Raw genomic sequence first — 13,547 nt, forward strand, 5'->3', positions numbered from 1 at the left:
GCGACCCGGACCAAGACGCTAAAGGCCGAATTGGCGAAAGTCAGCGAGCAGGTCGAACAGTTCCTTGACCGAATCGCGGATGCTTCTGTGCCATCTGTGATCGCGGCCTATGAAACCCGCATCAAAACACTGGAAGACCGGAAGATTGTTCTAGCCGAAAACATCGCCAATTGTGGGCGTCCTGTACGCAGCTTTGATGAAACACTTAGAACCGCCTTCGATTTCCTCGCAAGTCCTTGGAAACTATGGACTTCTGAGCGGCTAGAGGACAAACGAATCGTCCTTAAACTGGCCTTCGTCGAGCAGCTGGCCTACACAAGAAACGAAGGGTTTAGAACCCCCAATTTCTCCTTACTTTTCAAGGCTTTAGATCGCTTTAAAGGGGGCAATTTGGTAGTGGCGCGCCCGACAGGAATCGAACCTGTATCAAGAGCTTCGGAAACTCTCATTCTATCCATTGAACTACGGGCGCAAGGGACGACATTGTAGCGTGTTTGGCGACGGTTGGCAGCCGCCTCGGCTCAAGCGACCTAACCTCGTATTATGCACGCCTGCGGCACTCTCGTTATAATCATTCATTCTGGACGTTGTGGGCGCGCGCTGAATAGTCCTGCCCCAACGGCCTACGGCTGGCACAATCCCTCGTTTCGGTTCGGCCCACTTTAGTATGGGTTCTATTGCTGCATGAGGTCTTGGTGCCCCTCAAAAACAGGAAGACGCAGGATTCGATCATGAATAACACGGAAGAGCACATCGAAGAGCACATCGAGGATCACGAGGGGTTCATCAAGACACCCAAGCAGTTGATAGTCACTGTCATCCTGTCCTTTATTGTGCCAATCGTGGTCATCGTCATGCTTGCCAACCTGGTTACGGCCGGCATCAGCAACAATCCAGGCTCCGATGCCAAGAACCCGGAATCAATCGCCTCCCGCATCAAGCCCGTTGCCGACTTCAAGCTTGTCGACGCCAGTGCACCCAAGGTCTTCAAAACGGGCGAACAAGTATTCGAATCCACCTGTAGCGCCTGTCACACGGCGGGCGTTGCCGGCGCCCCAAAACTGGGCGATAAGGCCGCGTGGGCGCCCTTCATCGAAAAAGGCTACGACGATCTGATCAAGAACGCCTTGCATGGCGTCGGCGCCATGCCTCCCAAGGGCGGCAATCCCTCTCTGGACGACTTCGAGGTCGAACGTGCTGTGGTCTACATCGTCAATCAGTCCGGCGCCTCGTTCGACGAACCCAAGGAGCCCGCCGCCGAAGGCGAAAAGGCTGATGACAAAGCCGCGGCAGCCGCTCCCGCAGAGGCCGCACCCGCTGCCGCTGCCGCTCAAACAGCTTCAGCTGCCGAGCCTGCCAAGGCAGACGCTGACCAGCCCGCCGAGCAAGCAGAGCCTTCCGCTGAAGCAGCGCCGGCCGAGCAGGCTGCAGCTCCCGCGGCAGAGCAAACCGCTGATGCCGGTGCTATCGACCCCGCCGGCGAAAAGCTCTACAAGTCTGTTTGCTTTGCCTGTCACGACGCTGGGGTCGCTGGCGCGCCCAAGTTCGGCGACAAGGCCGCCTGGGCCCCATTTATCGCGAGCGGCCTGGACACCATGGTCGAGAAGGCCATCAGCGGCGTAGGCGCGATGCCACCACGCGGTGGCTCGCAAGCCAGCGATGACGAAATCAAAGCAGCTGTTCAGTACATGGTGCACGCAGCCCAATAAGCCGGCTGAGCCAGAAAGGGCTACGCTGGCGGCCTAACGCGCACCAAACAGCCCCCGGATATCGGACTTGGCGTCCATATCCGGGGGCTGTTTTTTTGCCTGTGGCCGTCGTACCGAAAGCGCGGCGGCCAACTCAATTACTGGCTCGCCGCCTCCGCGCGCAGCGACATCCCCAATTGCACGCGACGCTGCAGCCACAGGCTGGGCCGGTAGCGCATGTCGCCCGTTACGCGCTGCATGGCGCGCAGAATTTCGAGCAGATGCGACGCACCCAGTTTGTCGCCAATGGACAGCGGGCCGCCATGGGGATAACCCAGCCCAAGCGACACGGCCAGATCGATATCGCCAGGACTGGCGATAGACTGCTGGGCGATATCGCAGGCCACGTTCACAATGGCTGCAACAATACGCTGCGCGACAAAACCGGCCGAATCCTGGATGACGGAAACAGCTGTGCCATCGCCGGCAAACAATGCATGCGCGGCATCGCGCCATTGCGGCGCGGTGGCAGCACAACACATCAGCACACGTCTACGGCCTTGCTCGAGACCGAAAAACGTGTCCAACGCAACCGTGCGCTCACCATCGAGCTCGTACGCGCCAACAATACTCGCTGCGTCCTCCCCAAAAGGCGTGACCACGATCAAGGCATCGTGGGGAGGACGATCCGACGTGATCAAGTTTGCCCCGAGCGCTTTGAGCAACGCCGCAGCCCGCCGATGGCCCACCGATTGAAACGGAGCGAGCCAGACCCTCAGGCCATCCGGCAGCGGCGGGACGGCGGGCGCTTCTGGCTTGGCGGTTTGATCTTCGCCATAATCGTAAAATCCCCGGCCGGTCTTGCGGCCCAGCAGCTTGCCCGCTACCCTGACTGCCGTGATGGGAGAAGGACGAAAACGCGGCTCATCATAGAATTGACGATAAACAGATTCCATAACGGGATGTGAAACATCCAGCCCCGTAAGATCCATAAGCTCAAATGGCCCCATGCGAAAACCCGCCTGCTCTCGCATGATCGCATCCACCTGGGCAAATGAGGCAACCGACTCTTGCACAGCCTTGAGGCCTTCGATGTTCATGCCCCGGCCGGCATGATTCACGATGAACCCAGGCATATCGCGCGCGCGCACGGGGGTGTGCCCCATCTCGCGCGCCAGCGCGATCAACGCGTCTCCCGTTTGCGCGTCACTGCGCAGCCCATCAATGATTTCGACCACCTTCATCAGGGGAACGGGATTGAAAAAGTGATAGCCAGCAACCCTGCCGGGCTTTTCGCACGCCTGGGCAATGGCTGTGATCGACAGCGACGAGGTATTTGACGCCAGTATGCAGTCTGCGGCAACAATTTCTTCTAATTGTTTAAACAACTCGCGTTTGATGTCCAGCCGCTCGACGATCGCCTCAATCACCAATTGGGCCTGCGCCATATCCTGCAATGAAGCGCATGTGCGCACACGAGCAAGCGACTCGCCTGCCACGGCCTCCGTGATTTTGCCTTTGGCCGAGAGTTTTTCCCACACCTGCTGCAAGGATTGCCGAGCCGCAGCCACCGCTTCCTGGTTCTGATCGAACAATAACACCTCAAAACCAGCCTGCGCCGCAATCTGCGCAATCCCGCGCCCCATCGCTCCTGCCCCGATCACTCCGATCGTTCTGATACTCATTGTCTTCTCCATCTGAAACCAACCCCCTATGGGGCGCCGTGCCTAATTCGCCATAACCTGCTGGATTTCCTCAGCCGACAATCCTAAGCGTTCGCGCAATACCTGTTCAGTATGCTCTCCCAGCAGCGGTGCCGCATGCTGATAGCGTACCGGCGTATCAGAGAGCTTGAGCGGACTGGCGCTGATCGGCGCCACGCCCGCGCTGCTGTGCGGAAGCGACTGGCGCATACCGCGCGCCTTGACCTGCGGATTGTCGTAGACCTGCTCTATCGTGTTGATGGGCCCGGCCGGCACACCTACGCGCTCCAGTTCCTCCAACCAGTAGTCCCTGCTTTGCAGTTTCATGGCCTCTATCAGCATGGGGACCAGCAGTTCGCGATTGATCACGCGATTGGAATTGGTATTGAAACGCACATCATCTGACAGCCCCGGCCTGCCAATCACTTCGCAATAGGCGCGGAACTGGGTGTCGTTGCCCACTGCCACAATAAGATGGCCATCGGCCGCCGCAAACACCTGATAAGGCACCAGATTCTGGTGTGCATTGCCCGCGCGCCTGGGCGACACGCCACTGGTCATGAAGTTGAGGTTCTGGTTTGCAAGCATCGCCACCTGGCAATCAAGCAATGCCATATCGATATGCTGTCCCAAGCCACTGCGGGTACGCTCATGCAGCGCTGCAAGCACGCCCACAGTGGCGTACATGCCGGTCATCAAATCGGCAACCGCCACGCCCGCCTTCTGCGGACCGCCGCCTGGCAGATCGTCTCGCTCTCCGGTAATGCTCATCAACCCGCCCATACCCTGGATCATGAAGTCATAACCCGGCCGCTTGGCATAAGGCCCATCTTGACCGAATCCCGTGATGGAACAGTAGATAAGTGCGGGATTGATCGCCTTGATGCTTTCATAATCCAGACCATACTTGCGCAGTCCGCCTACCTTGAAGTTCTCGACGAGAATATCGCTTTGCTTGGCCAGCTCGCGCACCAGTTCGGCGCCGCGAGGGCTTGCGATGTCAAGCGCTACGGACTGCTTGTTGCGATTGGCAGACGCATAATAGGCGGCTTCGGACGTGTCGTTGCCCTGTTGATCCTTGATATAGGGCGGACCCCACCCTCGGGTATCATCCCCAGCGCCCGGACGTTCTATCTTGATGACTTCGGCGCCCAGATCGGCCAGATTCTGAGTGCACCAAGGACCAGCCAGCACCCTGGTGAGATCCAGGACCTTGATTCCAGCCAACGGGGCGGAGCGTATAGGCGACATGGTGAACATATCCTAGGTAAAAAGCATCATTTTGCCTCATTACACGCAGTGCTGCCCGCCAGTATGCTCGCGTAAGAGGCAATCCCCCCATTGCGTCCCGCTCATTTCGCCCTAGAATGCGTTGTACAGTTTTTGCGCGGCACAGCAAAATAGCCCATGTCAAGAATTGCAGGCCCTACAGCCCTGCCTTCCTGGAGCCTGCTTGCGCACACTCTTTTTTGGAGATTCATCAATGCCTCACCCATTGACCAGCACGTTGTATCCACAAATGGTTTTACCTGTCATGTCCGCCCCCATGTTCATAGTTTCGGGGCCGGAGCTGGTTGTAGCGCAGTGCGCGAGCGGGATCATCGGCGCCATGCCGGCCCTCAACGCCCGCCCGCAGTCCGAATTGACCAAATGGCTGACTCAAATAGAAACCGAGCTGGCCGCGCTTCGGCAGCGCGAGCCCAATCGCGTCATCGCTCCCTACGCCATCAACCATATTATTCACGCCTCCAACGAAAGGCTGGAGCAGGATATGGAAGTCTGCGCGGAGCACAAGGTGCCCCTGATCATCACCAGCCTGCGCGCACCCAACGAAATAGTGGAAAACGTCCATGCCTGGGGTGGCAAGGTGTTTCACGACGTCACCACCTTGAGGCATGCCCGCAAAGCCATCGATGCCGGCGTTGACGGACTCATATTGGTTTGCGCGGGGGCAGGCGGGCATGCCGGCACCCTGAGCCCCTTTGCGCTTCTGGGCGAGGTCCGCAGGATATTCGACGGCCCCATTGTGTTATCCGGCGCCATTTCGAGCGGCAGGGATATTCTGGCGGCTCGGGCAATGGGTGCGGACTTCGCCTATATCGGCACCCGCTTTATTGCCAGCACCGAAGCCCGCGCGCACGAGGCCTACAAAGACATGCTCACCAAAGCGCAGGCCAGCGACATTGTCTATACCCCTTTTTTCACAGGTATCCCAGGCAACTATCTGCGGCCTAGCATCGTGCAGGCGGGACTGGATCCCGAGAAGCTCACCCAGCCAGATTCCAATGCCGGTCTTTCTTCCGTTACGGCGCCTTCCAGCGCCCTGAGCAAACCTTGGCGTGACATCTGGAGCGCGGGCCAAGGTGTAGGCAGCATCGAGACGATCCAGCCCGTTGCCCAAATTGTGGATACGCTGAAAAATGAATACCGCCAAGCCTATGCGGCACTTGGCGATCATTTTTGCGCGCTGTAACGGATAAACCACACCTTTCCCATCAATTAGGGTAAACCCTTGCCTATATTTAGGGTTTACCCTATAATAGGTTCTGTCAGCCAAACATGTTGTTTGAAGACACATTGAAAGGTGAGGTTAATTATGTCGATCTACGCTTTAAACTCCAATACCCGTTTAAGCGATGCGTTGGAACGCGACCTGATGCGTCAGGAACTGACCAACGGCGAATCGACTTCCATTGCCAAACTTAGCAAAAGCGTTGCGGTCAGCGTGAAGAATTTCGTCGTCGCTTTCTGGAGCTACGTCGTTGATGTCACCGTCGCACTGAACGACGCCCGCGCAAAAGACAGCCGCTTTTCCGGCGCGCAGTGGTAAGTAGCGGTTGAGAAGGTCAAGATTGCCATCAGGCAACGCTCTGACCAGACACTCCCGGGTTCCAAAGCCTGCCTAATTCGGCAGGCTTTTGCTTTTCAGGTCGCCGCGCTCGGCAAATAACGTCACGGTTAACTCTTGCCCAGCAACGCCTTGAGCATTCCTAGCCGCTCCTTGGGGCTGATGCTGCTCTCGGGCTCGGCATCCCCCTCCTTTGGTTGAGCCAGCCCCATTTCCTCGATAAAACGCGACGGCTCCCGCACCAAATCTTCACGTGCGCGGCGCCGCTTCTTGCACCATGTAAGGTGCAGGCTTCGCCGGGCCCGGGTAATACCGACATACATCAATCGGCGCTCCTCTTGTATGCGGGAAGCCAGCGTTTCGGCTGCCTTGTCGGGGTCGGTATCCTCGTCGTCCCTGCCCAAATGCGGCAGCAGGCCTTCTTCTACGCCAGCCAGATACACATGTGGGTACTCCAGCCCTTTGGAGGCGTGCAGGGTTGAAAGCTTGACCGTGTCAGGGTCGTCCTCGTCGCCGCGCTCGAGCATCGTCACCAGGGCAACATGCTGAGCCAGTTCCAGCAACGTTAGTTCGTCTTCTTCGGCCTTGCGCTTGAGCCAGCCTGTCAGTTCCAGCACATTCTGCCAACGATTTTGGGCTGGCCGTTCCTCAAGCGTATCGTACAGATACCGCTCATACTGGATTGTGTTCAGGAGATCGTCCAGCACGGCGCCTGCGGAATCTTCCCTTGCCCCATCAATGCCCACATCATCACCGGGTTCCTGCGCATCCAACGATGACAGCGACGCCTGCGCTGGAGCCGGCAAAGCACGCGCAGCGCTCTTGCGCCCCGCACGCGCCTGCAACCGCTGTATGAACTGGCCAAATGCCTGCAATGGTTCCAGCTGGCGCACCGACAATCCATCCGCCTCGCCAATTTCGAAAATAGCCGCAAACAATGAAAGCTTGTGCCTGGCGGCAAATTGCCCCAGCGTTTGCAGCGTCGCCTGCCCTATGCCTCGTTTGGGCGTGGTGACCGCACGGATAAAAGCCGGGTCATCGTCATCATTGGCAATCAGCCGGATGTAGGAAAGAATGTCCCGTATTTCTGGCTTTTCGAAAAAACTTTGCCCGCCCGATATCGTGTAGGGGATATGCAGATTGCGCAACGCCTGCTCAAGTATCCGGGCCTGGTGATTGCTGCGATACAGCACGGCAAAATCCCGCCACTCTGCGCGCCGCTCAAAGCGCGCAGCAGACAGTCGCATAGCAATGGATTCCGCCTCGGCCTCCTCGTTGGCCATCGGTGTAACTTGTATCGCTTCGCCGACACCAAGGTCTGACCAGAGCTTCTTGCCGAATATGTTGGGGTTGTGTCCAATCACCCGATTGGCGGCAGACAATATGCGCTGCACAGAGCGATAGTTCTGCTCGAGCTTGATAATCTTGAGGGTGGGATAGTCACTTGTCAGGTTGGCCAGGTTTTCTACAGTGGCGCCACGCCAGGCATAAATGGCCTGGTCATCGTCTCCCACTGCGGTAAACAGAGAACGCCCGCCCGTCAGCCATTGCACCAACCGGTATTGACACACGTTCGTGTCCTGGTACTCATCCACCAGCAGATAATGCACCCGTGCCTGCCAGCGCCGGCGAACGTCGTCGTTGTCCTGCAGCAGCATGGCGGGCAACCGGATGAGATCGTCAAAATCAACAGCCTGGTATGCCGCCAACGTTGCACTGTAGCTGCGATACACTTTGGCGGCTTCCGCTTCGCTGGGCGATGCAGCTGCGCGCTCGGCCGCGTCCGGATCCATCAATGCATTTTTCCAGAGAGAGATGTTCTGCTGAACCGCACGAAGACGCGCCTTGTCTGTCGTTGCGAGCAGTTCCTGGACAATGCCAAGCCCATCGTTGGCGTCCAGTATGGAAAACCGGGGCTTTAGCCCAACGAGCTCAGCCTCTTCTCGCAAGAATCGCAGGCCCAGCGAATGAAAGGTGCTCACGGTCAGGCCCCGCGCCATCTTGGGATCCACCAGTTGCTTCACCCGCTCATTCATTTCACGCGCGGCCTTGTTGGTGAAGGTAAGCGCCACAACATTACGGGCCTGGTAGCCGCATTCGCGCAAGAGATAGGCAATCTTTTGCGTAATTACGCGGGTTTTGCCGCTGCCTGCACCGGCAAGCACCAGACATGGACCATCCAGATACAACACTGCCTGGCGCTGCATGGCATTCATGTCTGGCGGTACCGTGTGGCCGCGAGATTGAAGAGGAATGTCCGCCGCTATGGTCATATCTCCAACGGATCAACTTCAAGATGGTAGCGAACTTTGAAACCGCGGGCGCAATCGGGAAGCTCGTCGGACCACCTTGACAGAAAATGCTGCAGCGCAGGCCGATGAGCGCTTTCAACCAGTAATTGAGCGCGTTCGACATGCGCAACACGCACAATCCGCAAGGGAACGGGATCATAAAGCGTTACGTCCGGCGCAGAGGGGTAGCGGTCGCTATGTTGCTCCGGCAAGCTGCGCGCGCCAGCCAGGAACGCCAGCGCATCCGCCAGCTCTCGCGCCTCTGCTGTCAAGAGTGCCTGATACGCGTAAGGCGGCAGCCCCACGGCTTTGCGCTCGGCAAGGCCGTAATTGGCAAAACCCAGGTAGTCGTGCCGCTGCAAGGCTTGATAAACCGACTGTTCGGGGTAATCGGTCTGGATGATCACTTCTCCGCCCTTCACGTGTCGCCCTGCTCTGCCGGCCACCTGCATCAATTGCGCGAACAGTCGCTCTGGCGCCCGAAAATCCTGCGCAAACAACATGGCGTCCGCATTGAGCACGCCGACCAATCCCAGCCCCGTGAAATCATGGCCTTTTGCGACCATCTGCGTGCCGACCAGAATGTCCACTTCGCCAGCGTGCACTTTGGAAAACAAGGCCTGTGCGCTGCCCTTCAAACGTGTGCTGTCGGCGTCGATACGGGCGATGCGGGCGTCCGGAAACAATGTGCCCAGATGCTCCTCGACACGTTGCGTGCCGCGGCCCATGGGCTTGAGATCCTGATCACCGCAATCGGGGCAGGAGCGCGGCACGCTGGCCTGATAGCCGCAGTGATGGCATTGGAGATAGTTGCGGCGATGCCCGCTTTTATGCAGCACCGCATAGGCAGTGCAGCGAGGGCATTGGCTCACCCAGCCGCAAGAGGCGCAATTGAGCACGGGCGCATAGCCCCGGCGATTCAAGTAAATAAGCACCTGCTCGCCTGCCTCCAGACGCTGACCCATGGCTTCGATCAGTTGTGGAGAAAACCCCTGCTCCATGGCCAGCCGCCGCGTGTCGACCAGCCGGATCCGCGGCAACTCCACAGCCCGTGCGCGCTGAGCCAGCGTACAACGCAAGTAATGGCCGCTTTCCGCGTGGCGCCAGGTTTCGAGCGAGGGCGTCGCCGAACCCAACACAACCGGGATATCCAGATCGCGCGCGCGCCACACTGCGAGGTCTCGGGCGGAATATCGAAGGCCTTCTTGTTGCTTGTAAGAGGTGTCGTGCTCTTCGTCGACGATGATCAGGCCCAGCGCTGGCATGGGCGCAAACACCGACATCCGCGTGCCCAGCAATACCCTGGCCTGGCCGCGCTGTATGCTCACCCAGGCCCGCAACCGTTCCCCATCTGCCAGGCCGCTGTGAAGCACCGCTACCGTGCCGGAACCCGCGAGCCCGGACAGCCGGGCTCGCAGAGAATGTTCCAGTTGCGGCGTGAGATTGATTTCTGGGACCATGAACAACACCTGACGCCCCTGCGCCAGCGCTGCCTGCGCAGCACGCAAATAGACCTCAGTCTTGCCGCTGCCGGTTACGCCATGCAGCAACACGGTCTTGTGCGTCTTGAGCGCGGCAATAGCCGCCACCGCCTGAGCCTGCTCGGCATTCAGGTCAGGTGCGTTATCTGTCGCAACGTGCGCGGGGGACGTACCGGGACGCCTGTCCATCCTGTGTACCGGCCCACCCGCAGAGCGCTTGCCTTGATAGGCCGACACGCGGCGCAAGGACACTGGCAGCGTCGGCAGCATGACCTCGCCCAATGGCCGCTGATAATATTGCGCCGCAAAACGGGCAAGGCGAATCCAATCCTCAGGCAAAGGCGGTGTGTCGTCCAGGACCTGATCCACATCCCGGACCAGTTCAGGAGCAAGGGCAGGCGTGTCAGGGTTGTCGACCACAACGCCGACCAACTTGCGCCGGCCAAAAGGGACGATCACACGCGTTCCGATGCCTATCAGATGCGGGGCGCGATAATCAAACAGGCTGCGCAACGGTACATCGAGCGCTACGCGCACCCACATGTCACCCACCCCCACCTGATCGTGGACGCGCTGGCGGCTGTCCTTGGAATCGTGGCTGGCAATAGGTAACGAACTGGGCATCTAAAGTTAAAGTAAATTCTGGCTTAGTGACGGAAAAGCGCATGGTTGCGCGGTTTTTAATTTTTTAATGACAGCCTGTGGATAACTTTGGGGAAAATCCCATGAACAAGCTCAAAAAAAGTCAAGCGACTCGCCTCCGCGAACTGGAAATATCGATAAAACCATGATTTTTTTTCAATGAATCCAATGATTTGCGTCGTTTAACAAAATGGTAACTAAGAAAAATCATAGCGTTGTGCACAGCAGCGCAGGCTGTGCACAACGCATCGACCAAATGCTGAAAAACCGCGGTGAAAGCAGGTTTAAGCGCCGTTTTGATGCATGCTGCGGCTATAGCTATGCACTTCGTCAACCAGTGCCGCAACAGCCTGTGGCGGCGTGAAGCGCGAGATGCCATGGCCAAAGTTGAACACGTGACCGCCGTTACCGACCGGACCGAAATCATCAATGACCTTGCGAGCTTGTGCGCGAATAACCTGATCCCCAGCGAACATGGCCATGGGATCCAGATTGCCCTGAAGCGCTACCTTATCGCCGATACGCTTGCGGGCATTGGTCAGGTTGGCGGTCCAGTCTAGCCCGACTGCATCGCAACCGAGATCGGCGATATCTTCCAGCCATAGAGCGCCGCCTTTGGTGAACACGATGACAGGGACGATGCGTCCATCGTTCTCACGAATGAGCCCTTTAAGAATCTTGCGAATATAGGCCAAGGAAAATTCCTGGTACATGCCATCGGCCAGCACACCCCCCCAGCTGTCAAACACCATGACCGCCTGCGCACCGGCCTCTATCTGCGCATTGAGATATTGTGTCGTGGCCTGAGCGTTGATTTCGAGTATACGATGCAGCAGGTCCGGGCGGCTGTACAGCATGGTTTTGATAAGTTGATATTCTTTGGTGCCTTGGCCTTCCACCATGTAACAGGCTACAGTCCACGGGCTGCCCGCAAAGCCAATAAGAGGCACCTTGCCATCAAGTTCTTTGCGTATCAAAGATACCGCGTCGAATACATAGCGTAGGTCGCCCATATCCGGCACGCGCAACCTGTTTACGTCGTCTTCGTGGCGCACCGGGTGCGCAAAGCGGGGACCTTCGCCCGCCAGAAAGTCCAGGCCAAGCCCCATGGCGTGAGGAATAGTCAGAATATCCGAAAACAGAATCGCGGCATCCAGATCGAAGCGCTGTAAAGGCTGAAGTGTAACTTCGCAGGCGTATTCACAGTTTTGCGCCAGCTCCAGAAAGGAACCGGCACGCGCCCTTGTTTCGTTATATTCTGGTAAATAGCGCCCTGCCTGGCGCATAAGCCAGATGGGAGTGTAAGAAACCGGCTGACGCATTAACGCGCGCAGGAACGTATCGTTTTTTAAGGCGGGAAATGTCACGTCTGTCCTCTTGATCAAGACCCTTGATTTTACCCGTCTGTGAGGGTATTTGTATTTTGCTTGGTTCGGAACGCCGTGGCATCGATACTGTGCTTGCGCATAAGCTCCCAGAAAGCCCGGCGATGCTTCTGCGCGGCCCGTGCGGCCATGGCGATATTGCCCGAATTACGGCTCAGAGCAGCAGTAATGTAAGCGCGCTCGAAATGCTCAATGACCCGGCCCTTTGCCCGCCGGAATGACTCTGACGAAGATGTGTAACGAGACGCCGATGCAACCGCGAAGGCTTCCAGCTCCGCCTTGCCAGGGCCGGGGGTGTCAGAGACTGCCCGCCTCGATGTCGGACAAATAATGGCTTCGCCTACGCGATAGTGCGCAAGGCTGGCATCACGCACAACCATGCGTGCTGGCTTGGCGGGCGATCCGTTACGTCGCTTGTCGAGTAGGCGTTCGATGCGAACGCGCAGTTCTTCGAGGCAAAGCGGGTCACGCATGAAATCCGCAATACCCAGTGTGAAAAGGTCGTTGATTGCCGCGGCTTTGAGATCGCGGGCCAGTACCAGCAAAGGTGTCTTGATGCTGTGCTGGCTGGCCGAGAGCAGGGTTCGCGTCCACGCCAGGCTGGCCTGGCTCACGGGAAGCAAGCATGCATCGAAGCGGCACAGGTGCATCGCATGATCAGCCAGCACGTTTGTCGCACCCGGCTTGTTGATATCGAGCTTGTCGCACACGGGCCTGAGCTGAAGACGTGCCGAGACGGAGGGATAAGCGTTCAGGTTGATCCAGCGATCATTGCATGTGGTGACCAGGACGGCGCAATCGAGATGTTCCCTCATATTTACTTCCTAAAAAGTGTCAATGAGAAAAATGATAGCGATGGATGAAAATAGGAACAATTCGCAAAAACAACAATTCGGAAACTACTAATGTGCGCGCAAGAACACACAAGACGCACCAAAAGCAAACAGCACCCCAGAGATCGGAATATCAATCCGACTTCTGGGGTGCTGTTCAAAAACTTTTTGCGCCCAATACCCGGCGGTTAGCGCTTGATGTCTGAATGAAAGCGCGCGGCAAGCGCGCTTTCAGCTTATCAATGCGAACTGCGGCGCATGTGCCTGAGTTTGCGGGCGGCGGCAGCCTGGGCTGCCAGCATTGCGAGCTCGGCTTCGACAACGGCAATGTCTTCCTTGTCTTTGGCGTTGCGCAGCGCTTCTTCAGCCTGTTTGCGCGCTTCCAGTGCCTTGGCTTCGTCGAGGTCTTCTGCGCGGATTGCCGTGTCGGACAATACGGTAACCATCCCCGGCTGAACCTCGAGGATACCGCCGGCCACGAAAATGCCGATTTCGGTGCCATCGGCCTGCACAACCTTGACGGTGCCAGGACGAATGCGCGAAATCAGCGGCGTGTGGCCGGGCAGTATGCCCAGCTCGCCGGACTCGCCAGGCAGCGTCACGAACTTTGCCTCGCCGGCAAAAATCGATTCTTCTGCGCTGACTACGTCAACATGCAATGTGGCCATGAGTATTC

At 57.9% G+C, this 13,547-nt stretch carries 10 protein-coding genes and 1 tRNA gene; 3 read left to right on the forward strand and 8 right to left on the reverse strand.

All coding sequences use genetic code 11. The features are described from left to right. Positions 1–397: 397 nt before the first annotated feature. Positions 398–472: transfer RNA gene (locus ERE07_RS07335), tRNA-Arg, on the reverse strand. Positions 473–731: 259 nt separating this feature from the next. Between ERE07_RS07335 and ERE07_RS07340 the strand changes: the two genes are divergently transcribed. Further along, complete coding sequence (locus ERE07_RS07340; protein WP_130008151.1) at positions 732–1,709, forward strand: c-type cytochrome; 978 nt, start codon at positions 732–734, stop codon at positions 1,707–1,709. 137 nt (positions 1,710–1,846) lie between these two features. Here ERE07_RS07340 and ERE07_RS07345 read toward each other — a convergent pair whose 3' ends face one another. After that, a complete protein-coding gene (locus ERE07_RS07345) occupies positions 1,847–3,373 on the reverse strand; it encodes a 3-hydroxyacyl-CoA dehydrogenase (RefSeq protein ID WP_130008152.1) in 1,527 nt (508 codons plus the stop codon). A gap of 42 nt (positions 3,374–3,415) precedes the next feature. Beyond that, entirely contained in the window at positions 3,416–4,642 is a 1,227-nt protein-coding gene (locus tag ERE07_RS07350) for a CaiB/BaiF CoA transferase family protein (RefSeq protein WP_130008153.1), read from the reverse strand. 232 nt (positions 4,643–4,874) lie between these two features. Here ERE07_RS07350 and ERE07_RS07355 point away from each other — a divergent pair, with 232 nt between their 5' ends. After that, positions 4,875–5,864, forward strand: a complete 990-nt coding sequence (locus ERE07_RS07355) for an NAD(P)H-dependent flavin oxidoreductase (protein ID WP_130008154.1) — start codon at positions 4,875–4,877, stop codon at positions 5,862–5,864. Between the two features lie 123 nt (positions 5,865–5,987). After that, entirely contained in the window at positions 5,988–6,221 is a 234-nt protein-coding gene (locus ERE07_RS07360; RefSeq protein ID WP_130008155.1) for a hypothetical protein, read from the forward strand. Positions 6,222–6,349: 128 nt separating this feature from the next. Here ERE07_RS07360 and ERE07_RS07365 read toward each other — a convergent pair whose 3' ends face one another. From ERE07_RS07365 to ERE07_RS07385, 5 genes are all read right to left on the reverse strand, one after another. Further along, a complete protein-coding gene (locus tag ERE07_RS07365) occupies positions 6,350–8,455 on the reverse strand; it encodes a UvrD-helicase domain-containing protein (RefSeq protein ID WP_130008313.1) in 2,106 nt (701 codons plus the stop codon). 53 nt (positions 8,456–8,508) lie between these two features. Beyond that, the gene (locus ERE07_RS07370) at positions 8,509–10,617 is read right to left on the reverse strand and encodes a primosomal protein N' (RefSeq protein ID WP_425330962.1); all 2,109 of its coding nucleotides are present in this window, start codon (positions 10,615–10,617) and stop codon (positions 8,509–8,511) included. A gap of 320 nt (positions 10,618–10,937) precedes the next feature. Continuing rightward, a complete protein-coding gene (gene hemE, locus ERE07_RS07375) occupies positions 10,938–12,020 on the reverse strand; it encodes a uroporphyrinogen decarboxylase (RefSeq protein ID WP_130008156.1) in 1,083 nt (360 codons plus the stop codon). A 29-nt stretch (positions 12,021–12,049) separates the two neighbouring features. After that, positions 12,050–12,853, reverse strand: coding sequence for a response regulator (locus ERE07_RS07380; protein WP_130008157.1), 804 nt, complete (start codon positions 12,851–12,853; stop codon positions 12,050–12,052). 257 nt (positions 12,854–13,110) lie between these two features. Further along, positions 13,111–13,539, reverse strand: a complete 429-nt coding sequence (locus ERE07_RS07385; RefSeq protein WP_130008158.1) for a F0F1 ATP synthase subunit epsilon — start codon at positions 13,537–13,539, stop codon at positions 13,111–13,113. Between the last annotated feature and the right edge of the window lie 8 nt (positions 13,540–13,547).

Origin of the sequence: Allopusillimonas ginsengisoli (genome assembly GCF_004153455.1) — a bacterium.
Classification (GTDB): Bacteria; Pseudomonadota; Gammaproteobacteria; order Burkholderiales; family Burkholderiaceae_B; genus Allopusillimonas; species Allopusillimonas ginsengisoli.